Annotated in this window: 24 protein-coding genes; 11 read left to right on the top strand and 13 right to left on the bottom strand. The window is 37.4% G+C overall.

All coding sequences use genetic code 11. From position 1 onward, the window contains the following. The first annotated feature begins 63 nt into the window (after nucleotides 1-63). Complete coding sequence (locus R4Z09_RS04875) at nucleotides 64-237, top strand: small, acid-soluble spore protein K (protein WP_338451238.1); 174 nt, start codon at nucleotides 64-66, stop codon at nucleotides 235-237. Nucleotides 238-326: 89 nt separating this feature from the next. Here the strand turns inward: R4Z09_RS04875 and R4Z09_RS04870 are convergent, their stop codons facing one another. Further along, a complete protein-coding gene (locus tag R4Z09_RS04870) occupies nucleotides 327-653 on the bottom strand; it encodes a YfhH family protein (protein WP_338451237.1) in 327 nt (108 codons plus the stop codon). 87 nt (nucleotides 654-740) lie between these two features. Then, complete coding sequence (gene recX, locus R4Z09_RS04865; protein WP_338451236.1) at nucleotides 741-1550, bottom strand: recombination regulator RecX; 810 nt, start codon at nucleotides 1548-1550, stop codon at nucleotides 741-743. 169 nt (nucleotides 1551-1719) lie between these two features. On the opposite strand from recX, the gene R4Z09_RS04860 reads away from it, so the two are divergent. From R4Z09_RS04860 to R4Z09_RS04850, 3 genes are all read left to right on the top strand, one after another. Continuing rightward, a complete protein-coding gene (locus R4Z09_RS04860) occupies nucleotides 1720-1842 on the top strand; it encodes a YfhE family protein (protein ID WP_422392247.1) in 123 nt (40 codons plus the stop codon). A gap of 109 nt (nucleotides 1843-1951) precedes the next feature. Further along, nucleotides 1952-2137, top strand: a complete 186-nt coding sequence (locus tag R4Z09_RS04855) for a YfhD family protein (RefSeq protein WP_338451235.1) — start codon at nucleotides 1952-1954, stop codon at nucleotides 2135-2137. Between the two features lie 56 nt (nucleotides 2138-2193). Beyond that, on the top strand, nucleotides 2194-2343 hold the full coding sequence (locus tag R4Z09_RS04850; RefSeq protein WP_338451234.1) for a YfhD family protein: 150 nt from the start codon (nucleotides 2194-2196) through the stop codon (nucleotides 2341-2343). A 290-nt stretch (nucleotides 2344-2633) separates the two neighbouring features. On the opposite strand, the gene panF is transcribed toward R4Z09_RS04850, so the two are convergent. From panF to R4Z09_RS04835, 3 genes are all read right to left on the bottom strand, one after another. Further along, nucleotides 2634-4082 (bottom strand): sodium/pantothenate symporter, encoded by a 1449-nt coding sequence (gene panF, locus R4Z09_RS04845; RefSeq protein ID WP_338451233.1) that lies wholly within the window; start codon nucleotides 4080-4082, stop codon nucleotides 2634-2636. Continuing rightward, a complete protein-coding gene (locus tag R4Z09_RS04840) occupies nucleotides 4079-4345 on the bottom strand; it encodes a YhdT family protein (RefSeq protein ID WP_338451232.1) in 267 nt (88 codons plus the stop codon). The genes panF and R4Z09_RS04840 overlap by 4 nt, the downstream gene beginning before the upstream one ends. Before the next feature lie 116 nt (nucleotides 4346-4461). Continuing rightward, entirely contained in the window at nucleotides 4462-4953 is a 492-nt protein-coding gene (locus tag R4Z09_RS04835; RefSeq protein ID WP_338453200.1) for a M15 family metallopeptidase, read from the bottom strand. A gap of 287 nt (nucleotides 4954-5240) precedes the next feature. Between R4Z09_RS04835 and R4Z09_RS04830 the strand changes: the two genes are divergently transcribed. The 6 genes from R4Z09_RS04830 (at nucleotide 5241) to R4Z09_RS04805 (ending at nucleotide 11867) form a co-directional block, all read left to right on the top strand. After that, nucleotides 5241-6779, top strand: coding sequence for a spore germination protein (locus tag R4Z09_RS04830; RefSeq protein ID WP_338451231.1), 1539 nt, complete (start codon nucleotides 5241-5243; stop codon nucleotides 6777-6779). Nucleotides 6780-6785: 6 nt separating this feature from the next. Continuing rightward, nucleotides 6786-7895: an endospore germination permease gene (locus R4Z09_RS04825; RefSeq protein ID WP_338451230.1), complete on the top strand. Its 1110-nt coding sequence runs from the start codon at nucleotides 6786-6788 to the stop codon at nucleotides 7893-7895. Next, nucleotides 7870-9120 carry a Ger(x)C family spore germination protein gene (locus R4Z09_RS04820; RefSeq protein WP_338451229.1) on the top strand — a complete coding sequence of 417 codons (1251 nt, stop codon included), beginning with the start codon at nucleotides 7870-7872 and terminating at the stop codon, nucleotides 9118-9120. Before R4Z09_RS04825 ends, R4Z09_RS04820 begins: the two co-directional genes overlap by 26 nt. A gap of 2 nt (nucleotides 9121-9122) precedes the next feature. Beyond that, nucleotides 9123-9281 carry a hypothetical protein gene (locus R4Z09_RS04815; RefSeq protein ID WP_338451228.1) on the top strand — a complete coding sequence of 53 codons (159 nt, stop codon included), beginning with the start codon at nucleotides 9123-9125 and terminating at the stop codon, nucleotides 9279-9281. Nucleotides 9282-9398: 117 nt separating this feature from the next. Continuing rightward, a complete protein-coding gene (locus tag R4Z09_RS04810) occupies nucleotides 9399-10691 on the top strand; it encodes a globin-coupled sensor protein (RefSeq protein WP_338451227.1) in 1293 nt (430 codons plus the stop codon). Between the two features lie 300 nt (nucleotides 10692-10991). Next, nucleotides 10992-11867 (top strand): LysR family transcriptional regulator, encoded by an 876-nt coding sequence (locus R4Z09_RS04805; RefSeq protein ID WP_338451226.1) that lies wholly within the window; start codon nucleotides 10992-10994, stop codon nucleotides 11865-11867. Between the two features lie 59 nt (nucleotides 11868-11926). Here R4Z09_RS04805 and R4Z09_RS04800 read toward each other — a convergent pair whose 3' ends face one another. The 3 genes from R4Z09_RS04800 to R4Z09_RS04790 form a co-directional block, all read right to left on the bottom strand. Then, a complete protein-coding gene (locus tag R4Z09_RS04800) occupies nucleotides 11927-13123 on the bottom strand; it encodes a class I SAM-dependent rRNA methyltransferase (protein ID WP_338451225.1) in 1197 nt (398 codons plus the stop codon). Further along, nucleotides 13123-14457: a hemolysin family protein gene (locus R4Z09_RS04795; RefSeq protein WP_338451224.1), complete on the bottom strand. Its 1335-nt coding sequence runs from the start codon at nucleotides 14455-14457 to the stop codon at nucleotides 13123-13125. The genes R4Z09_RS04800 and R4Z09_RS04795 overlap by 1 nt, the downstream gene beginning before the upstream one ends. Nucleotides 14458-14604: 147 nt before the next feature. Further along, nucleotides 14605-17208 carry a cation-translocating P-type ATPase gene (locus R4Z09_RS04790; protein ID WP_338451223.1) on the bottom strand — a complete coding sequence of 868 codons (2604 nt, stop codon included), beginning with the start codon at nucleotides 17206-17208 and terminating at the stop codon, nucleotides 14605-14607. Between the two features lie 579 nt (nucleotides 17209-17787). Here R4Z09_RS04790 and R4Z09_RS04785 point away from each other — a divergent pair. Continuing rightward, nucleotides 17788-18690, top strand: a complete 903-nt coding sequence (locus R4Z09_RS04785; protein WP_338451222.1) for a LysR family transcriptional regulator — start codon at nucleotides 17788-17790, stop codon at nucleotides 18688-18690. Nucleotides 18691-18731: 41 nt separating this feature from the next. Here R4Z09_RS04785 and R4Z09_RS04780 read toward each other — a convergent pair whose 3' ends face one another. From R4Z09_RS04780 to R4Z09_RS04760, 5 genes are all read right to left on the bottom strand, one after another. Further along, on the bottom strand, nucleotides 18732-19151 hold the full coding sequence (locus tag R4Z09_RS04780; protein ID WP_338451221.1) for a DUF3147 family protein: 420 nt from the start codon (nucleotides 19149-19151) through the stop codon (nucleotides 18732-18734). A gap of 54 nt (nucleotides 19152-19205) precedes the next feature. Continuing rightward, nucleotides 19206-19565: a DUF3147 family protein gene (locus tag R4Z09_RS04775; RefSeq protein ID WP_338451220.1), complete on the bottom strand. Its 360-nt coding sequence runs from the start codon at nucleotides 19563-19565 to the stop codon at nucleotides 19206-19208. Between the two features lie 293 nt (nucleotides 19566-19858). After that, nucleotides 19859-20050, bottom strand: coding sequence for a hypothetical protein (locus tag R4Z09_RS04770; RefSeq protein ID WP_338451219.1), 192 nt, complete (start codon nucleotides 20048-20050; stop codon nucleotides 19859-19861). A 132-nt stretch (nucleotides 20051-20182) separates the two neighbouring features. Then, entirely contained in the window at nucleotides 20183-21562 is a 1380-nt protein-coding gene (rlmD, locus tag R4Z09_RS04765) for a 23S rRNA (uracil(1939)-C(5))-methyltransferase RlmD (RefSeq protein WP_338451218.1), read from the bottom strand. A 59-nt stretch (nucleotides 21563-21621) separates the two neighbouring features. Then, nucleotides 21622-22251, bottom strand: coding sequence for a TetR/AcrR family transcriptional regulator (locus R4Z09_RS04760; RefSeq protein ID WP_338451217.1), 630 nt, complete (start codon nucleotides 22249-22251; stop codon nucleotides 21622-21624). Nucleotides 22252-22320 lie beyond the last annotated feature (69 nt).

Genomic DNA, 22320 nt, shown 5'->3' with positions numbered 1-22320 from the left:
GTGATCATGAAGTATTACTCTCCATGACCACCTTTTCTTATCCCGCATTTAGGAGGTTTTTACATGCGAAATAAACAAAACGGTTTCCCCAATCAAAGTAATAATAAATTTGAGGGAGAACCTCGTGCTAAAGCGGAATACGCTTCAAGAAGAGCAGACGGAACTATTAATACACATCCGCAAGAAAGAATGCGAGCTTCTTCTAACAGAGAGATTGATACATCTAATTTGTTTTAATGACAAAAAGCCAATGGCTTCTTGAGCTAGACAAGTAAAGTAAAACGAATTCCAACCATCATAGCTTCGGTAAGGAGTCTGCCCCCTCCTTACTGAAGCTTAACCAGCATAGAAATGGGTAATGCTTCTTCATCCTGTCCATTTCTCAGACGATGCCCCCATGCAAATACGCCGTTTAAATAGTTTATTTTAAAATAAGCACCAGGATCTCCTTCAATATGATAAATCTCCCCAGGAATAAAATCATTTGGATCTAATAAATACGCTTTAGCCATTATTGCCTTGCGTTCCAATACAGCAAACTCATTGACCATGCCCATTTGTTCTGCTTTTCTTGCCTTTTCATGTAATTTGGCAATTTCCTGTTGCAGTTCATATTTCGATAATTGGCTGTATCTTTTTTCTTGTGATTGCATGAAACCATCCCCTTTTTTCTTTACGGCCTACATAATCTATTTTTAGTATAATGAAAAAGTATTTATTAGGAAAGAAAAGCGTGTTTCCTATTCATTCCAATCTTGTTGATGAAGATATTTTTCAATTTGTTCAAGGGAAAAACCTTTGCGGTATAGTGCACTTTTCATTTTTTGCTCGTAAGCATATCCCGATTCATTAGCATATTTACGCTGTAATTTTTCAGCTTGATAGCGCAATGCCTCCATACCATCATCGTTTCTTTTCAAATTTGTACTATCGATTGCCTCGGCTATGATGTCAAAGCTAAAACCTTTTCGGATCAATTTTTGTTCAAGCTTTGCCTTAAGAACCCTTTCAGAATCCTTTTGATTTTTCTGGGCTGTTTTTTCACATAGAATTTTTGCCTTTTCCAATTGGGAATCATACGGATATTCCTTGAGGGCTAGATTTATATTCTTTTCACTAATCCCTTTTTCTTTTAACTCGCTTCTGATTAAAACAGTCCCTTTATCTGTTGTATTCATTTGCGTTCTCACGTAAGCAACAGCATACTGTTCATCATTAAGGAACTGGTATTCATACAGCTTTATCACGACCTCTTGTATAATTGGCTCATCAATTTCCTTTTCTCCTAAATATAAGCGAACCTCGGCCTCTGACCTGATTCTTCGCGTTAAATAATGCAGAGCGAGGTTATACGCTCTACGAATATCATCTTCATAATGAATTTCAGTAATGAAAAAGTCATCCAATTCCATTCCTTTTTTCAACTGATACTTCACTAATACTGCTTCATCTACACTAAAAGCATATTGTTCTCCTTTTCCTTCATCGAGAAAAATATTATAGCGTTCTTTATTTTTTCGCTGGGTTGTAATTTTTGTAATAATCGGCATCAATTTCACCTCTCATATAAATGTAGCATATCCCGCAGTGAAATTTGAATAAACAGCAGCATGAAATGGGGATGAATAATTTTACTTTTTTTACTATTTGACATGAAGTATGAATCCTTTTTATTAAGGGAAAAATGTGGAAGATACTTTCATGAAAGGAAGGATTCTAATGCCTAAAAAAACGGACAAAGAAAAAAGTACCTTAACAAGTATGCAGGCTGTGTCTTATCAGCGTGATTTTAAGATGGCAGACCGTGCCGGCGGTTTCATGGACCGTAAAGGAAGAAAATAACCCAAGATATGGCTTGTAACAACTTACCTTTCATAGTCAGCTGGGCTTAAGAACATAATAAAGTATGGAGCAATGCTTCATACTTTATTATTTGAAAGGAGTTTTGTATATGGGTCGTGCTCAAGGACATAAAACACGTGATAGAAATAAAAGTTCACTTCCTCAAGTTCCTAAAAATATGAAATATGATCGTATGAGTGAAGAGTATGCCAAAGAATTGAATAATCAGCTTAGCAGGGAAGAACAGGCTTTAGCAAATGCTGCTAATCAAAGAAATCAAGGAAATAACGGTTAGACATGGCTCATTCAATGTTCCAGCTATTTTAATTGACAGGAAGGAGTTGGTTGAAAATGGCTAAAGAAAATAATTATAAAAACAACTTTAAGTCAGATGGCGTTGATGAAGAATTTTCACAAGAACTAGCTGATCAGAATGATTTAGAGGCACAAGCGAGAGCTGAAGCAGCTAATCAACGGGCTGCAAAACGAAAAAATAAATAGTCTCTGTGTATAAAGTTATCCACAAAGTTGTTAACAATGTTGATAACTCTTAAAAATATGATTTTAACAGCCCTTGATTTGAAATTTTATTGTTAATAAAACCCCTTGATTTCACAGCGTTTTTTTGTGGATAATGTGGATAAACCTGTGGAAATGTCAGTATATATAGTTTTTTTCTGTTGATAACTTTATGTATAAGTATAAAGCCGGAGTGCAGATAATCGCACCCGGCTTTTTTTAATTTGATAACGCTATGGAATAACGAAATTTTCCAACATGATTTACTAAGATTATTCTGCCCACGATTTCCCACTTGCCTCGACAGAAGGGACTGCCAGACTGACGAGGATAAAAGTAATTAACGAAAGGACAATTGGTAATATAACCGTATGCATCCCAAGTGCATTGGGATATAAACGATCAAATAGAATATAGGAACTCATCCCAATAATCATTGATGAAACTGCACCATATTTATTCCCTTTTCTCCAATAGAGGCCTAAAATAATCGGCCAGATAAAAACGGATTCAAGTCCGCCGAATGAAAAAAGATTCAACCATACTAATAAATCTGGCGGATTCAAAGCAAATAGAATCACGGCTGCACCAATTAACGTTGTCACCCAAAAGCTAGTCTGCTTAATTTGCCTTTCAGTCGCATCCGGTTGAATAAAATTCAAGTAAATATCCTTCACAACAGTTGAACTGACAAGAATTAATAAGGAAGAGATAGTGGACATAATGGCAGCCATCGGCGCTGATAGGACCAACCCTGCCAAAACCGGTGACAGCACCTTCAATGTAAGCATTGGCATTACCGTATCACCAATTTCAATTCCCGGCAGGATTGCACGAGCTAATACACCAATTAAGTGCATGCCAAACATAATGGTCCCAATCACGATGGTACCAATAATGATTGCCCGGTGCATGGACTTTGAATCTTTATAGGACATCGCCCGAACTGCCATCTGCGGCAGGCCGATAACCCCCACGCCAACCAGTATCCAAAAGGTAGACACATATAGCGAGGATAATTGCCTGTCTGCTCCATATGGTGAGACAAGGTTAGGATTTTCTGCCGTGAGTTTAGACATAATTGCCGATAACCCGCCGCCGGCAGTTATTGTTGCAACCAGCAGGACAATGGTTCCAACTAACATGACAATGCCTTGTGCTGTATCAGTCAAAACAACTGCTCTAAATCCTCCAATTAAGACATACACCAACACAGTGACAGCAAAAATCAATAATGAGGTATGATAAGATAACCCGGTTAACGATTCAATTAACCTTCCGCCTCCGACCCATTGTGCAATCATCGATGAGAAAAGAAAGATAATGATGCTTAAGGCAGAGATAAGAACAATGATATTACTTTTATATCGGTCTTTTAGAAAATCAATGATCGTTATGTAATTATTTTTTCTCGCGATAATAGCAAACTTCTTCCCCAATGCCATTAAGACAAAATAACCGGTAGGCAGCTGTGCCATTGATAGCAGCACCCAGCCTAAACCGGTTGTATACGCAACACCCGGTCCTCCTATAAAGCTGCTTGCACTTCCATATGTAGCGATAAGCGTCATCGCTAGCACAAAGCCGCCAAGCTCTCTGCTGCCAAGAAAATATTCCTGGAGAAAATTATTTGACTTTTGAACAAATCGATTAGCCCAAACACCAATTAAAAAATAAAGAATTAGAAAAAGAAGTAATGGCACAATAACAGCTGTATTCATTTTCCACTCCCCTCTTCCTCTTCAAACGAAACCTCTTTAAAAATGAATTTAATACACAAGTAAACAAGGATTGACATAGCAATTGTTCCAACTACGCAGCTATAAAAAAACCATGCAGGCATCCCAAAAATATATTGATATTTTTTCGGGTCTCCTGACCCTAAACCATAGGCAAAGCCATACCACCAAAGGAAATTAATTATGACTAAAATAACGCCAATGATTGCTTCTTTATGAGCAATGTTAAATCTTTTATCTTTCAATCTAACCACCCCGCTTTTACAGGTTAGGTTACCCGAAATGTTTATTTACAATCATTGTTTTTTGAGACCATTTTAAATACTAAAAGCTCCGACAGATTTTACTGTCGGAGTTATTATTAGCTGTCGGTCGACGGTTGTTCTTCAGGTCTTTCCCCTCTTTGCAGGGCAGCTATTGATAAGCCAAAGTCCATCTGAAGGTGAGGATAATCTTTAAACCGGGCCCAATCCCCGCCCCATTCAAAGCCAAGGCCTTTGGCAAGCGATACAACTTCTGTCCAATCCGGGATGCTGTTCCCATTCCCATCATACGACATATCCCAAATCACATCTCCTGACGGAATCTTTATCGCAAAATCGACAGCAAGTCCAAAATTATGATAAGACTCTCCTCCTTTGGCATATGTGACGATCGTTCCTTCTGTTGAACGGCCTTTTTCATATAATTTATCCTGATCTTCTGCACTTCGAAAACCATCGGTTATAACAATAGATATTCCTTTTTCCGCTGCTTGTTGTTGCAATTGATTCGTCTTTTCCTCAACTACCGGATGAAGACCATCCGGCATCGGAGCATTCAGATTCATTTCCGGATTCCTATCCGGCTGCATCAAATATTGGAGATATAAAACAACAGCCATCAACACAAGAACAAATGTAATAAATGAACTACCCAACCATTTCCTCTTCAAAACGTCTTATCCTTTCCTAATCGACCTACTTACTATTATAAGGCGAAAACCATAAAATAATAGTTTCATAGACAAAAATGGTCATAAGGTTTAGTGCATTAAAGCGGCGGGGGACAGGCCCCCGCCGCTTTAATGCACTAAACCATTTTCTTACATATACTTGTCTTTTTGTGGAATACTACTAAAAAAGTTTCGAGGGATTCAGGATGAGAAAGAATATACTAAATAGGTTATTCAGTACGGTTAATAATCGAAAATTCAAGGAAAAGTCGAACGCCCAGGAGATTGAGTTAAAGAAACAAGAGATCAGCGTTCATTACGAGGAAAATTTAGCCACTTTCAAAACCCTTTATAGTGTCCCTAATAATATTGATGTGAAAGTACGGGAGTTTATAATACGTTCTACCAATCGCCGTGCCTTTATTATTTTTATCAGTTCTATAGTAGATAAACGTGAAATCCAGGAAGGTATTACAGAAAAATTAATTAGCATTGATATCCCGGACAAACGGATTCCTGATCTTTGCACTGGAGTAGTTATTAATACAGAGACCAATATCGAGAAAACTCTCGAATCGATTAATGGAGGGAATACAGCGCTTATTGTTGATGGTGATGAACAATGTTATTTATTTGAAACGGCAAACATTCAAGGAAGGGCCATCGGCAAGCCAGATACTGAAGTCATTGTCAAAGGGCCTAAAGAGTCTTTTAACGAAAAAGTCATCACAAACATCGCCTTGATCCGAAAAAAGTTAAAAAATGAAAACCTAATCGTAGAGACTATGCTTATTTCTAAACGTTCGAAAAATAACGTGTACCTTGTTTACCAAAAGGATCTTGTCAATGAAGAATTGCTCCAAACTGTGAAAGATAAATTGCATTCCCTTGATGTCGAATCAATCATGGATTTAAGTACACTTGAGCAATATATAGAAGAACGGCCGCGGTCATTATATCCAACGATCCTCTATTCCGAACGGCCTGACCGGGCTGCTTCTTTCATTGAAGAAGGCCATGTGATCCTGTTAATGGAGAATTCACCAAGCAGTCTTATTCTTCCGGCGACGTTTTGGGCATTGATCCATTCACCGGAGGATCATTATTTACGAACTCCATACGGAAATTTCACCAGAATCTTACGGTTCGTTGCAATGTTTATCGCCATGTTCACATCTTCCTTTTATATCGCCATTACAAACTTTCACATTGGAATGCTCCCGCCTGATTTATTAATGGCAATAGCCGGAACAAGGGAACGCGTCCCTTTTCCCTCCCTATTTGAAATTTTGATGATGGAATTGGCTTTTGAACTGATTCGTGAAGCTGGCTTACGCGTGCCATCCCCTATTGGACCAACGATTGGGATTGTCGGTGCGTTAATTTTGGGACAGGCAGCCGTTCAAGCAAATATTATTAGTCCGATTGTCATTATTGTCATCGCCTTGAGTGGTTTAAGCTCTTTTATTATCAGTGATACAAGCATGAATTTTGCCATCCGGATCACCCGTTTTCTGTTTATTTTTTCAGCCGGATTTATCGGTATCTATGGGGCCTCAGCTTTATTTATTATCGGACTGTTTTATTTAGCATCACTGAAATCATTTGGCACACCATACTTTGCACCAATGACACCAAGATTTTTCTCCTCAGAGGACTTGATTATTCGCCATGTCCCAATGAAGGAAAGGCTCCGTCCTGGGTATTTGAAACCAAAGGACATGGTCAAAAAAGGAAAGGGATAGATCCTGATGAAACAACCGCCTGGAAAACTAGGATTTCGTGAATATACATCCATCGCTATTCTAATGATCGGTGCAAAAACAACTGAAAATACTCCCGCTACATTATACAATGACGTGCAAAGTGCAGCATGGATGATCCCGCTTATATCAGGTGGAATCTTTCTTATTCCCGTGTTCCTATTATTAAAAACGCTCTCTATCTTTCAAGGTAAAGACCTGGTTGGTGTAACGCGACAGCTACTTGGTAAATATATCGGATTTTTTGTTCTTTTATATCTATCTATCGTCAGTTCACTTGCCTTTTCATTTGATTCAAGAATGTACACTGACATCATTCGTGCGTACTATTTTAATACGACACCGGTAGTAGTCATATATGCTATTTTCGTATTTGTTTGTGTCTATGGGGCGAAAAAAGGCATCCAGCACATTGGATCAGTTGCCTACCTCTTGATTTGGTATGTGATTGCTTCCTTTGGATTTGCCTTGTTATTAAGTACCAAGGATAACAGTATACAGGCTATCTTTCCTCTTTGGGGATCGGGAATACAGGACATTTTGAAAAATAGTATTCATTCGACAACTCTTTTTGCGGAATTGGTTATCTTAGCCGTTTTACTATCAAACATGTCCTCTACTAAGGATTTTGCGAAAGGTACATGGTTTGCTTTTATTTTAAACATCATTCATATTAGCGCAGCCATTTTTGTCTTTATCTGCCTGTTTGATCGGTCCTTAGGAGGTCTTGGTTATCCATTCCATACAGCAATTCGCTATTTTTCAATTGGCAATTTCCTTGCAAATGTGGAAACCTTATTTCTTCCGGTGTGGCTGATGGCTGCTTTTATTCGTTTTGCTGGTTTATTATATATAAATGCAAAAATATTCGGGGGTTTATTTCACATAAAAGAGTTTGAATATTTGTTTCCAGCCCTTGGAGCCATTTATTTGATGATTGGAATGATCCCGGAAACACCTCTTGACGTGGGCCTTGAATTTAAAGCAAAAATCCGGTTAATAGCCGGTCCGACATTTGCTATTATTTCCGTACTTTTATGGGCGGTCGCACTGTTAAAAGGAGAGTTCAAACATGCAAAAAATAATAAAGGTATGTAAACTATTCGTTTTTATGGTCATCATTTGTTCAATGACAGGCTGTTGGGACCGGGAAGAATTGGAAGAAAACGCCTATGTCATCGGACTGGGATTAGACCGTTCAAAATATGATGGAAAAATTAAAGTAACCATGTTAATTGCCAATCCTGAAGTCGGAAGTTTACAAGGAGGCGGCGGGTCAACGGAGAAACCTCGGGAAATCATCTCGTTTGATGCCAATGATTTTATTGCTGCAAAAGCGACAGCCAATTCGGTCATCTCCCGTGATATCAGCTATGAATTATTAAAAGTGATCATCGTCTCGGAGGATTTTGCGAAAGATCAAGATTTTGTCCCCGTCATATTCGATACACTAAAAGATAAGGAAATTCGTACGGATACTTATTTAGCGGTATGTAAAGAAAAGGCATTCGAATATTTCAAAAAAAATAAACCGCGGATGGAAACAAGACCACATAAGTATTTTCAATTCATGATTAAACACGGAATTGATAATGGACTTATTCCTGACTCGACACTTTTTCGTTATTATTCGGCGATGGATAGAGGAACCGACCTCTTTATAGCCATGTATACAACTACAGAAAGAGAAAAAAATCCCAAATTTAAAGAGGAAGATCAGTACACAGCAGGACAATTGAATGTATCCGGGGATCTTGATAATACCCAATTTACCGGATCAGCTGTCTTCAAAAACGGTGTAATGATTGATAAGTTGAATGGACTGGAAACACGTATCGTCAATATTCTTGACGATACAACAGATATAAAAGATATCATAGTCGATATGCCGGATCCTTTTTCTGATAACACTAAGCAGATGGCAGCAAGAATTATGAAAACAAAAAACAATAAAATCAAGATGAATGTAAGAGGGGACAAATCAAAAATTGATATAACAGTCCCGCTGAACGTAGTAATTATGTCAAATCCATCCTTGGTCAACTATGCACAAGAGCCAAAGAAGCAACAAGTCTTAAAGGAACATATAGCAAAAAATACGAAATCTATATTTGAAGAACTTATAAAAAAAACGCAAACCGAATTAAAAGGATCCCCATACCCTTTATCTGTGTATGCAAGAAAATATTTTAAAACCTATCAGGAATTTCAACAGTATAATTGGAAAAAATCATATCCGAAAGCGGAATTAACCGTGAAGCCAGATATAAAAATTATTGACCTTGGAGCTCAAAAAAAAGTGCTGAATAAGAAGGAGGATTAACTTTGAATCTCCTGATTACTGTTGTTTTAATTATCATAACACTCTACACCTTCGGCTTTGCCATCACTTTGTGGAAGGAGAAGCAAAGATATGGTGCATTTGCTACTATTTGTCTCTGTTTACTAATCGTCGTCCTCCCTTTCTTTTCTATTTTCAAATAAGACTTTTACGTTAATTTTACTGCTAAAATTGAGTATTTTTACCTAATAAACAAAGGAAAAACCGCCTAATATATGGTATGATTTATTCATATAAAATTGCTAGGTGGAGGGAGATCGATGTTTTTTACCAAAAAAAAGCAAGAAAAACAGACATGGAATCTAGCAAAAGGAATCGGCAGAATAGCAATTCCAGATGGTGCCGAGGTTAAAAAGCAATTAGAAATGATTGGATTGACAACAGATGACCTGGATGTTATCCATGCTTTGCAGCCATTTATAAATGAAAAACTGGACATGATCGTAAACCAATATTATTGGTCCCTTGAACAGGAGCAGTCTTTAGTTAATATTATTCACGATCATAGTTCAATCGATCGATTAAAATCGACAATGAAGCAGCATCTTCTTGAAATGTTTTCTGGTGTCATTGATGAAGAATTTATTGAAAAACGAAAAAGAATCGCCTTTATCCATGTCAAAATAGGTCTGCCAACAAAATGGTATATGGCAGCTTTTCAAAACCTGCTTCTTTCCATCATATCCATTCTTGTTGAACAGCTTCCTAACAAAGATAACTGTCATAGCGCCATTATTGCAGTCACAAAAATATTAAATTTTGAACAACAATTAGTATTGGAAGCATACGAGCTTGAGGTTAATCGAATCAATATCGAAACAGAAGAGGAAAAGAGAAATATTCGGGAATCCGTTGCAAATGCATCGCTGAATCTGGCAGCGATATCTCAAGAAACAGATGCCTCATTCCAACATTTATGCTCGCAATCAAATGAAATTGTTTCCATCGCCAACAAGGGCTCGGAATTATCTACCTTAGCAGAGGAGAGGGCTCTTAAAGGAAAGGAACAATTACATAAACAAACGGTTAATTTATCTAATATTCAGTCCTCTGTGAACAATATCTCAAGCGATGTCCAGGTTCTCTTAGATATTTCAAAACAAACACAGGAAATTGTTGAAATTGTCACAGGCATTGCGGATCAAACCAATTTACTTTCATTAAATGCAGCCATCGAAGCAGCAAGAGCCGGGGAACACGGACGAGGCTTTTCTATCGTTGCAGATGAAGTAAGAAAACTATCAGAAGAAACAAAGAAATCTGTTACAAATGTATCCTCCCTGACTTTAAATACAAATACGCAAATTGAAAAACTAAAGCAATCACTGGAAATGATCAAGACAGCCGTCAATGATGAAAATAATACGATGCAGGAAACAGAGCATTACTTCCAACAAATATTAGTTACCTTAGATGAAACTAAAATCCAAAATCAAAAAATCGAGCAGGAACTTCAATCCTTTGTCAACAGAACCAATGAATTAGGCTCTGCCTTTAAAGAAGTAGCCGTTTCTGCCACTGATTTAACCATGATATCACAGGATATTCATTAATAAGAAAAGGGTCGAGCGAACCTCGACCCACTCAATGTTTCCACTTAACTTTTTACAACTGAATAAAGAACGAAAAAATCCCCCTCAATCGTAGGAGGATTAAATTTCTATTATTCAATCCATTCAGGCTGGCATTGATTATGTCGGTATTTTAACAATTGTATCGTTAACGTTCGAACTATTTGTGAATAATTGAACAAACTTATAGACAATCCCAATATAAATAAGATAAATTTCTAGTAGAACAATCTTGTTTTCTAATGCTTTAGTCATTTATCATTTTTGAAAGTGGTGGTTACTGTGAATTTTAATCAACTCCAGTACTTTTGTGTTTTAGCTGAAACCGAGCATTATACAAAGGCAGCCCAGCTATTAGCAATCACCCAGCCAAGCTTAACTCATTCTATTAAAGAATTAGAAAAAGAATTGGGCGTGTGCTTGTTCAATAAACAAGGCCGTAACGTTAAAATAAATCAATATGGTTATTTTCTTTATGAACAGGTTCGTCCCATTCTCTCGAATTTAGAAAATACCAAAAAGGAATTACAGTTATTAATTGATCCTAGAAAAGGTACGATTAACCTTTCCTTTTTGCACTCCCTTTCACAGTATTTTATTCCTACATTGATTCATGATTTTTTACAAGTCAAGGAAAACAGTCAGGTTAATTTTATCTTAAATCAAGGAACAACGAAGGAAATTAAAGAGGATTTTAAAGACAATAAAATTGATATCGCCTTTACTTCTAACATAGAAGGAGAAGGAATCACGTCTATCCCGATTCTGAAACAAGAGCTATTGCTGATTACTCCTTTAAATCATCCTTTAGCAGATAAAGAAGAAATAGATTTAACGGAGGCAGCGCAATATCCTTTTATTTACTATGAACAAAAAAGCGACTTACGCCCAATCCTTGATTCATTGTTTACGAGCATTGATATGAAACCGAATATTGCCTATGAATTAGCAGATGATGGAACCGTGTGCGGCTTCGTTGCAGCCAATTTAGGGATTGCCATTGTTCCTAATATTTATGGACTTGATCGTTTCCCTGTCAAAAAACTTAAAATAGTCAGTCCTCAATATGAACGAAACATCTATTTAAGCTTCTGCTCACACAAATATATGTCACCGCCAGTAACAAAATTTAAAGATTATATTTTAAGTAAAATATAAAGTATCAGGCACCACAAAAAGATTTAGTAAGCATTTGTCCATTTGTAGTGCCTGATACCTTAGTTTATTTTTTTCACAAATACAACTTTTAAGTAGTTTCCTTCTTTATATTCATTGATGGTTTTAAAGTCAGCTGGAAGGGAATATTCTTCAAGAATTTTATATTTTTCACCGCTGTCTCGAAATGCCTTTTCGATAAAACCTTTAAATTTTTTCATGTCAAAGGCTGCGCTATTGGTAGAAGCCACAATAACCCCGTCTGGTTCTGTTATGGCAATCGCCTGCTTCAACAACTTAGTATAATCCTTTGCAGCACTAAAGGTTACCTTTTTCGATCTTGCAAAGCTCGGTGGATCTAATATGACTAAATCAAAGGTCAGCTGTTTTTTTACGGCATATTTAAAATATTGAAATACATCTTCTACAATGATATCTTGGGCCTCATAATCAATTCCATTGACACTGAACTGTTCAATGGTTTTACTTCTGCTTCGATTGGCCAGGTCTACGCTTGTAGTCTTTAATGCACCGCCTAGGGCAGCAAAAACGGAAAAAGCACCCGTATACGAGAAGGTATTTAAGACATTCTTTCCTTTCGCATAACGATCCCGTATTCTTTTCCTTACTTCCCGTTGATCTAAAAACACTCCAACCATGGCGCCATCATTTAAATAAACAGCAAAGCTGGCACCATTTTCTTTTACAATAAGGGGGAACTGACCCTGTTCACCTGTAACAAAGTCGTCCTCTTCCACGTATTTTCCATCTTCCGCAAAACGTTTCTTCTGATAGATACCTTTATATTGGACAAGATTCGTTAACGCGTCAATTATGGCATCTTTAAACTGATAAATCCCGAGGCTGTACCAGCTGAGCACATAATAGCCGTCATAATAATCAATGGTCAGTCCGCCAATTCCATCACCTTCGCCATTAAACACGCGAAAGGCCGTTGTTTCCTTGTCTTGAAAAAAAGCTTGTCTGTATTGGACTGCTTTCATGATTTTATGACGAAAGAAATCATTATTTATCTCCTCATTTTCTTTTCTTGTCAGAATCCAGCCAAAGCCTTTATTCTGTTTTCCATAGTACCCTTTTCCGATAAATTGGTCTTGTTCATCAACAAGTTTGATAATCATTCCCTCGGTTTCTAAGTTATCAATGTTTACGATGGCATCCTTTAAAACAATCGGATTCCCTTTTTTCATCTTATTGCTGTATTGCGCTTTAATTTTTACAACCGTTTCAGTCACCATTACACCTCTTCAGTCTTAACAGGTTCTTTTACTTTAACTTTTACTTTCATGATTCGCCGATCATTTGTTTCAAGGGAAGTAAATATTACATCCTCGTATTCCACAGTTGGTTTTTCCTCGCCAATTGGAATATACCCAAGCAGGCTGATCACAAAGCCGCTTAATGTTTCGTATTCTTCTATTGGTAAATCCTTCTTAAGAATATCCTCAACATCATCCAAGCTGACCGTTCCATCCATTAAGTATGTATATTCATCAAGCTTTGTAATAACTGGCTCCCCTTCATCGGGCTCATCATATTCATCAAAGATATTCCCGACGATCTCTTCGATTAAATCCTCAATCGTAACAATTCCATCCGTTCCGCCATATTCATCAATCACAATGGCCATCTGAACATTATTTTTCTGCATATCGTTAAATAGATGATCTATTTTAGTTGATTCTAACACAAAATAGGGATCACGCATCATTTCTTTTAAGTTGAAATCTTTTAGCTCTGTATGTGTTTCCTCTAAAAACTCAAGTAAGTCTTTAGAATTGAAAATACCGACAATATGGTCGATATCCTCTGAATACACCGGATATCTTGTGTACTTCTCTAAATTAACCACATGGACTGTATCCTTCAAGTCTGCATCAATTGGAATAGCACTAATATTTGTCCGATGTGTCATAATATCTGATACCGTCTTATTATCGAAATCAAAAATATTGTTGATCATTTCTTTTTCCGTAAACTGGATCGTCCCTTTTTCTTCTCCGACATCCACCATCATCCGTATTTCTTCCTCCGTAACATGATCATCTTCTGCATTGGGATCGACGCCAAACATCTTTACCGTTACATTCATCGATAATGTTAATAATTTTACAAAAGGTGCTGTCAGCTTCGACAAAAGGGTCAGCGGGGTAACAGCAAACAGCGAGATGGGCTCCGCTTTTGTCATTGCCAGCTGCTTCGGTACAAGCTCGCCAAATACTAACGTAAAATAGGATAATAACAATGTAATAACAACTAGAGAAATGGTCTCAAGCAAATCTCTTGCTAATGGTACACCTAAGTCATATAGAACGAGGGCTAATCTGCCTGCAAAGCTATCTGCTGCAAAAGCACTGGCCATAAAGCCTGCTAATGTAATACCTATTTGAATGGTTGCCAAAAAACGGCTCGGTTCAGCAATTAATTTGTGCAGCATAATCGATTTTTTATCACCTGAATCAGCCATCAGTTTCACTTTATTATCATTTAATGAAATTAAAGCAATTTCAGATGCTGCAAAAAATGCATTTAAAAGGATTAATATAATAAGTACCAGTATTTCCGTTATCAATGAGGACCAACCTCCAAGTGAATGACTGTTTTTTCTAGAATTCCCTATTCTCCTTATAAATCATTCCTAAAAAAAGAAAAGAAAGGGCTGAACGAAAGCAAATGTAAGCTTCCTCCAGCCCTTTTCTGTGAAAAACTGAATGGTCTATTATGATTTAATAAAAAGTGATTTATAAATCTGACTGACAATCAACGGCATTAAGGCAAGTCCATAAATCCAGCCAAACTGGGTTCCTGTTAACGGAGCCGTTTCAAATATCCCCATCAGAGGCGGCAGCATGAGGACAATCTGTAATAAAAAGATACCTCCTATAACGGAGAACCAGAGATATTTATTCGTGAACAGTCCGATTTGAAAAACAGATTGCTTTGCTCGTACATTAAATCCATGAAATAATCTTGCTAAACATAATGTGGCAAAAGCCATTGTACTTGCGACTACTTCATCACCTGTTTTCAATCCAATATGGAAGGCTGTTATCGTTGAAATAGCAATGAGCATACCGCCAATCCCAATTAAGGCAGCAAATTTCTTATTTAATAACGGTTCATGAATATTCCTTGGCTTTTCTTTCATAATATTTTTATTATGCGGCTCAAGTCCGAGCGCAATAGCGGGCAGACTGTCTGTCAATAAGTTAATAAATAAAAGATGGACAGGCGCAAAAGGTACCGGTAAAGCCAGCAGCGATGCATATAGGACAGATAAAATACCAGCAGTATTACCAGCAAGTAAAAACCGAATTGAATTATTAATATTGGCGTAAATACTTCTGCCGTTTGAGACTGCTTTTACGATGGTTGAGAAGTTATCATCCGTTAAGATCATTGCCGATGCATCTTTTGCAACCTCGGTACCGGTAATGCCCATGGCAATCCCGATATCAGCCTGCTTTAAGGCAGGGCCGTCATTTACCCCGTCACCTGTCATGGCCACAATATTGCCCTTTTCCTGCCAGGCATTCACAATCCGGATTTTATGCTCTGGTGAAACACGGGCATAAACGGAAATATCACCTACTTTTTCCTTTAGCTCCTCATCTGACAGCTTTTCAATTTCAACACCTTCAATCGCTTCTGATTCGTCCTTTAAGATTCCTATTTGTTTAGCTATTGCTGAAGCTGTAATTTTATGATCCCCTGTAATCATAACCGGTTTAATACCGGCAGATATACAATTTTCAACAGCAGTCTTTGATTCTAGTCTTGGCGGGTCCATCATGGCTGTTAAGCCGACAAAAATTAAATCTTTTTCATCTTCAAAACTAACGGTCTGGCCTTCAGCCAATTCTTTGTAGGCAAAGCCGAGAACACGTAAGCCTTGAATGGAAAAGCTTTCATTCATTTCCCCAATTTCTTTTCGATGTTTTTCAGAAAAATCAAGGATCCCTTCAGATGTTTCGATTTGCTTCATACGGGAAAGCAGAACATCTAGGGCCCCTTTCGTGATCATCATAAATTTACCATCGATCTTATTCACCGTACTCATTAATTTACGGTCGGAATCAAATGGGATTTCTCCTATCCTTTTATGATGGTCTCTGATCACCAGCTCATCAAGACCATATTCTTCACCTAAATTCGTTAAAGCAACTTCGGTAGGGTCGCCAATTTCTTTTTTGTCCATTGTGACTGAATCATTACACAATAAAGCCATTAAGAGAAGCTTTTTTTCTAATTGATTTTCCTTATTTAACTGGTTATGGGGGATGACCTTTAGATCAACATACAGCTGCTGGACGGTCATTTTGTTTTGCGTTAACGTTCCTGTTTTATCCGAGCAAATAACAGAAATACTGCCCAAACTTTCAACTGCATGAAGCTTTCTTATAATTGCATTTTCCTTTGCCATCTTTTGCGTTCCGAATGCAAGCACAATTGTTACAATGGAGCTTAAGGCCTCAGGAATGGCCGCAACGGCAAGAGACACGGCAAACATGAAAGAATCGCCAATTCCCCGGCCTCTAAATATGTCGAGTCCAAATATTATGAGGGCAATGATGATAATGATGACCGCTAATCTTTTACCAAAGTGATCCAATGTTACCTGTAATGGTGTTCTTTTCTCTTGAGCTGACTCTAATAAATTGGCTATTTTTCCAATTTCAGTTTTCATTCCAATATCAGTGACTACTACTACCCCGCGTCCATTTGTGACAAAACTTCCCGAGAACACCATATTCTTTTTATCACCGATGGGAACATCCTCTTTTTGAATCGGATCCATTTCTTTTACAACTGCTAGAGATTCACCTGTAAGTGAGCTTTCGTTTACCTGCAGACTATAATTCTCAATGATCCTTCCATCTGCCGGTACAAAATCACCAGCATCCAGAGTAAGAATATCTCCTACGATTACTTCCCTTGAAGGAATTTCAACCTTCTGCCCATCTCTTAACACTTTGGCAGTTGGAGAGGAAAGTGACTTTAAACTGTTAAGGGACTGTTCTGCTTTTACTTGCTGAACCGTACCCAGGATGGCATTTAAAACGACAACGACCATAATAACAATTGTACTTTCCACTTCTCCTAGAAAGGCTGAAGTAATTGCTGCTACAAGCAGGATGATAACTAGAAAATCTTTAAATTGTTCTAAAAATACTTGAAGTGTACTTTTTCGTTTTCCTTCCTGCAGTTCATTAAAACCATATCGCTCTCTTTTTTTATCTACTTCAGCTGAGCGTAAGCCGCTAGTTGTAACTCCTAAGGCTTTCATAACATCATCCGGTTTTTCCCGATAATAATTACTCATTAATATCTCCCTTTCTCCTGATACTCGAGTTACAATGTTCAATTCCTTTTACTATTTTCAAAGAATTCAACCTATTTATCCTATAAAAAAGACTCTATAGCCAGGAATTCTCCCAGCTATAGAGTCTCACTTAACTAAAAAGTTTTCAAAGCCGGGATATGAAATCCGTTTTGACGACTTTGAATCCTGAGGATGACAGGCAGTTACTCCCTCTATGTATTCATCTGTTTTCTTGTGATAATTTTAACATATATAGGAAATTTTTTCAAACAAACCTTTGTAGCAGCTCACCATCTAGAACCTTTATATATGGAAAGATCACAATATTATTACTATTTTTATAGAAATTAGTTTTAATTGTTACCTATTTCACAGATATAACAAAACTTTTTGTTTTTAGACACTCTATTATTATGACATAAATGGTAATATTTAGTTGTATAGTATAGTTTTTTACATAAATCATATCTGCAATTAATAGCCAGTAACTACTTTTAAATCTTGTTTTTCTATTCCTTTTTCATCATTCAAACAGTTACTCGTCATACTTTTTTCTATCAATGAAAGGACTTGGTATGAATGAATTTGAAACAGCTTCATTATTTTCGGGTACTTGCAGGATATGAACATTTTACCAAGGCTGCTGAGCAGTTATCAATTACGCAGCCAAGCTTAAGCCATGCAATCTCAGAATTAGAAAAGGAGTTGGGAACCTATTTATTTGAAAAACATGGAAGAAATATTCGTTTAACTAAGTACGGTCGCTTTTTTCTGCAATATGTAGAGCGTTCCTTGGATGAGCTGGAAAAGGGGGAAAAGAAATTACATGATATTACTTGTCCATCAAGGGGAGTAATTGATATAGCCTTTATGTATCATTTAGGACCTCATTTTGTTCCAAAGATGATTCAAGCCTTTTCCCAAAAAGAAAAATATAAAAATGTCAGATTTACGTTAAGCCAAGGTTCAAATAAAAAGATTTTTCAAGATTTAAAATCAGGAAAAGTGGATATTGCTTTTTCGTTATTAGATGAAGACGAAACGGAAATGGAGTTCATACCATTATTTGAGCAAGAAATGGTTGCCGTAGCATCCTATGATCATCCTCTTGCGCGTTATGATCGTATTGATTTAATAGATACAGCACCATATCCATTTGTCTCTTTTAATCTTTGCAGTGATATTCGCCACATTATTGACAGATTATTTGAAAGTGTAGGAGTTATCCCTCAAATCGCCTGTGAGATGGATGAACCAGATGTAATAGCAGGTCTTGTGTCTGTAAATTTTGGTATAGCTATTATGCCGCGCACGCTTGTCCTTGATAACTATAATGTTAAAGTACTATCCATTAATCATCCATTAGCAAGCCAAATGGTTTACATGGCCTGTATGAAAAATCGGTATTTATGTCCAGCGACAGAAGCGTTTCATAAGTTTTCAATCAACTACAGTAATGAGTTGTTATTACAAATTCATTAATAAAAGGGTGCCTGGAAGCAGGCACCCCTTTTAGATTTCTTTTATTTATTTTGGCGAATTTGTGCTTCCCTCAGATGTCCAATCATATTTTTTGGATGTTTTATGTCAAAGCCTTTTAGACGTTCTCTGAACATGGAAACGGCAATGGAACTGACAAGCCATAATACCAATCCAAGAAAAATACTAAACAGCCAGTTATTGGTTAATGTAAGTGTAACCCATACAGTAGCTACACAAACAACGCCCCCGATCATACCGTATACAGAACCATTTGCAACTTTGGCTGCATTTTTTGAACCCGACACAATGCCCATCATTAAAACAGCGGTTATCATAACAGCTGGAAAAGCGGCAAACATTCCAGCAAGAATTTTCCAAGGGGAGACAACGGTGACTAAATAGCTTAACATAACGGCCGCTCCGCCCAATAAGAATCGAATGAGCAAATCTTTACTATTCATAAATACACACCTTTTCTTCTACAATATTTGCTTTATCGTCCGCTCTTCATTCTATTAGTAAGAAGTAAATACTACTACAACGATTGATATGATAAACCAGCAGGCGACAGCTTGGGATAATCCCCTCTTCCAGCCTTTCCTTGGCAATAGATATCCTGCAATAATAGCAATAAGTATATTTACGGCCATTCCAACTATAGCGCCCTTCGATAAAAGAATCGAATAGGAAATGAGTTCAGTACCGCTAAAATCCAGACTTGCAGTCAGCAGTGCTGCTAAATAAACAGCCGGGAATGCGGCAAATATGCCTCCGGCTTTTTCACCCAGCTTTCTCGCTACTAGTGTAGATACTACTACAGCCAATCCTCCCAGAGTAAAACGAATCAGTAATGCACTAATAGATAGTTCAGCCATATAATGCCACCTCTCCTGTCAGAGTAAACTTCATCATCTCACCTAAGATGACTGCCAATGCAAAAGTTAAACCAAAAATGTGATTAATATAACTTTTTGTATGATATTTCACAATAACTATCTTTATTTTAGCTTATTTTTGTCCCTTTCCCTGTGAACATTTCTTAAACATTTATGAAGCGTTTTCATCCGATTTATAGAAATAATTTAATGTTAGAATTCTCTCATGCTGAGCATAAAATAATAACGCCATTCTAGAAAGAATGGCGTTTCAGTTTTTAAATGTTATGATTTTATAGGTTAAACAATCTTAATATTGGATTTTTACGCTTATGCTTATCCACTATCTTTAACTCGTCCATTGATAATTTTTCCCGGTTATCTGATACCCACTTATCCAAATCTTGTTTACTACTAAAATGAGTATAGTAGGTTTCCCCGCCTTTTCCAACCGCATTAACAACAAATCTACATGTCTCTCCCATAACGTTCTCCTTAACAAGGAATAATATACATGAATTATAACAAGAAAATATTAAAATTCAATTGTTTTTTTGTTATAGGTCTATTAAAGAGGATGTGCATTGACATCCCCTTTTATTCTTTCACTAATCTGTTTATTTCAAAACCAGCTTTGTGACACATTCTACGTGTGCCGTTTGAGGGAACATATCAACAGGCTGGATATATTCTACTTTATATTTTGCTGCTAGTACATGAATGTCCTTAGCTAAAGTTGATGGATTACAGGAAACGTAGATCAGCTTCTTCGGCTTGATTTTCAACATAGTATGTAATAGCTGCTGATCAAGACCTGTTCTTGGCGGGTCAACAATCATGACATCCGGTTTCCATCCTTCCTTCGCCCATTGCGGCAAAATAACCTCGGCCTTTCCCGTTACATACTTTGCATGCTTGATTCCATGACGAGCAGCGTTTTTCTTGGCATCTTCAATCGATTCAGGTATCACATCCATGCCGCGTATTTCCGCTGCTTGATCCGCAACCCAGAGACCAATTGTTCCAACACCACAGTATGCATCGACTACTTTTTCACTACCGCTGAGCCCGGCCGCCTTTTTCACCTCATTGTATAGAAGAACCGTTTGTTCCGGATTGAGCTGAAAAAACGTTCTAGCCGATAGTTCAAAATTAAGTTCACCCAATGTCTCTTGAATAAAATCCTTCCCCTCAAGATTCACAGTCTTTTCTCCAAAAATGAGGGAAGTCTTTTGACCATTAATATTTTGCATGATCGATTTCACATTCGGGAGTCTCTTCTTGATTTCTTCAATTAAGAGCTCTTTCTGTGGAAGCTCTGATTTTGCTGTAATCAAGACGATTTGCAGTTCACCCGTTTGAATTCCCACTCTAGCAACAATCGTCCTTACAATCCCTTTACCCGACTTTTCATTGTAAATGGGAATTTGCAGCCTTTGAAGAATTTTCTTGACTGTTCCAATTGCCTTATTCGTTTTAGGATGCTGGACGGCACACTGTTCTATATTAATAAGACTATGGGAGTTCATCCCATACAAGCCGGCAAGGATCTTTCCATCTTTTTGACCAACTTGGAACTGACTTTTATTCCGATAGTTCCAAGGATTTTCCATCCCGATTGTCTCTCGTATATCTAACTGTTCAATCGGCAGCTTTGTATGCCGCTCTAATGACTGTATCACGATATCACGTTTTTCTTTAAGCTGCTGATCGTATTGAAGATGCTGAAGCTGACAGCCGCCGCATTCTTCATAAACAGGACATTGTGGCTGCACACGAAATTCAGATGGTTTGCGGATTTTTTTGATTCTTGCCTCCGTAAATTTTGGATTGACTTTTGTTGCTTCTACTACAACTTCTTCACCAGGAAGGGCACCTGGAACAAAGACCACTTTTCTTTTAAAATAACCGACTCCTTCTCCATTAATTCCGAGTCGTTTAATCGTTAAAGGAAAGGTTTGTTTTAACTCTATTTTGACATCTTGTTCTTTCTGCATTGATTCTATTCACTCCATTATTCTCAGTTTCCATGAAATATGTATGTACTGTTGACGTATTAAGATGTCATCTCCTTTGGTGGAAAAATCATTCGGCATATTAATTTTGCCAATTCAGCATAATCCGTCTTCAGCCCGCTCTCTTTTTCTTTTGTCGGTATATTCTCCAGTATAACCAAAATGGACCAGGCAACCATCTCCATGTCTAAATCTGTCCAGGTTACCCCCTTCTCTTTCGCAAGCTGTAAACCAGATAGGATCCGAGCATGCCACTTTTTTCTAGATTGAATTAATACTTCTGCTAATTCTGGGTCCCGTATTAATAATTCAGTCAATACCTTATGAAGTCCTATTTGTTCAAGTTGTTGGTAATGATTTTCAAGAATGCCGGCAAGGAATTGTTCTGGATTGGTGTTGTCCCAACTAGGTTCCGGGGGAAGCATTTTATCTAACTGATTATATAGTAAGGCCAATAACAACTGACGTTTATCAGAAAAATAACGGTAAAAGGTGCCAATGGCCACCCCTGCATGTGTAGCAATCTCTTTTGCAGTTGTCGGCTCATATCCATTTTTAATAAATAATTCACGACCACTTTCAAGTAATGTATTCCTTTTTTGCTGGGCCCTTTCCTGCTTTGGCATAATAGGAAATGTACCAACGAGCTGCCGGTCTTCATGCTCAGACATACAATCACCTCTGTGTTTATAGTAACATAGAACAAAAGCTGAACCAAAGTTCATTTTTATTGACACTGC

It is taken from the genome of Niallia oryzisoli (genome assembly GCF_036670025.1).
Lineage (GTDB): Bacteria > Bacillota > Bacilli > Bacillales > Cytobacillaceae > Bacillus_BD > Bacillus_BD oryzisoli.
Note: the sequence above shows the minus strand (reverse complement) of the source record. Positions and strands in the feature narration are given on the sequence as shown.

Excerpts from the sequence above, each read along its gene's own strand:
- R4Z09_RS04835 (WP_338453200.1), bottom strand. The coding sequence starts at position 4,953 with ATGCAGCCGGATAGGAATCCGGAAATGAATCTGAATGCTCCGATGCCG.
- R4Z09_RS04790 (WP_338451223.1), bottom strand. The coding sequence starts at position 17,208 with ATGAGTAATTATTATCGGGAAAAACCGGATGATGTTATGAAAGCCTTA.
- R4Z09_RS04800 (WP_338451225.1), bottom strand. The coding sequence starts at position 13,123 with ATGGTGACTGAAACGGTTGTAAAAATTAAAGCGCAATACAGCAATAAG.
- recX (WP_338451236.1), bottom strand. The coding sequence starts at position 1,550 with ATGCCGATTATTACAAAAATTACAACCCAGCGAAAAAATAAAGAACGC.
- R4Z09_RS04820 (WP_338451229.1), top strand. The coding sequence starts at position 7,870 with ATGCAAAAAATAATAAAGGTATGTAAACTATTCGTTTTTATGGTCATC.
- R4Z09_RS04760 (WP_338451217.1), bottom strand. The coding sequence starts at position 22,251 with ATGTCTGAGCATGAAGACCGGCAGCTCGTTGGTACATTTCCTATTATG.
- R4Z09_RS04855 (WP_338451235.1), top strand. The coding sequence starts at position 1,952 with ATGGGTCGTGCTCAAGGACATAAAACACGTGATAGAAATAAAAGTTCA.
- R4Z09_RS04825 (WP_338451230.1), top strand. The coding sequence starts at position 6,786 with ATGAAACAACCGCCTGGAAAACTAGGATTTCGTGAATATACATCCATC.
- R4Z09_RS04860 (WP_422392247.1), top strand. The coding sequence starts at position 1,720 with ATGCCTAAAAAAACGGACAAAGAAAAAAGTACCTTAACAAGTATGCAG.
- R4Z09_RS04785 (WP_338451222.1), top strand. The coding sequence starts at position 17,788 with ATGAATTTGAAACAGCTTCATTATTTTCGGGTACTTGCAGGATATGAA.
- panF (WP_338451233.1), bottom strand. The coding sequence starts at position 4,082 with ATGAATACAGCTGTTATTGTGCCATTACTTCTTTTTCTAATTCTTTAT.
- R4Z09_RS04830 (WP_338451231.1), top strand. The coding sequence starts at position 5,241 with ATGAGAAAGAATATACTAAATAGGTTATTCAGTACGGTTAATAATCGA.
- R4Z09_RS04780 (WP_338451221.1), bottom strand. The coding sequence starts at position 19,151 with ATGAATAGTAAAGATTTGCTCATTCGATTCTTATTGGGCGGAGCGGCC.
- rlmD (WP_338451218.1), bottom strand. The coding sequence starts at position 21,562 with ATGCAGAAAGAACAAGATGTCAAAATAGAGTTAAAACAAACCTTTCCT.
- R4Z09_RS04870 (WP_338451237.1), bottom strand. The coding sequence starts at position 653 with ATGCAATCACAAGAAAAAAGATACAGCCAATTATCGAAATATGAACTG.
- R4Z09_RS04875 (WP_338451238.1), top strand. The coding sequence starts at position 64 with ATGCGAAATAAACAAAACGGTTTCCCCAATCAAAGTAATAATAAATTT.
- R4Z09_RS04810 (WP_338451227.1), top strand. The coding sequence starts at position 9,399 with ATGTTTTTTACCAAAAAAAAGCAAGAAAAACAGACATGGAATCTAGCA.
- R4Z09_RS04770 (WP_338451219.1), bottom strand. The coding sequence starts at position 20,050 with ATGGGAGAGACATGTAGATTTGTTGTTAATGCGGTTGGAAAAGGCGGG.
- R4Z09_RS04850 (WP_338451234.1), top strand. The coding sequence starts at position 2,194 with ATGGCTAAAGAAAATAATTATAAAAACAACTTTAAGTCAGATGGCGTT.
- R4Z09_RS04775 (WP_338451220.1), bottom strand. The coding sequence starts at position 19,565 with ATGGCTGAACTATCTATTAGTGCATTACTGATTCGTTTTACTCTGGGA.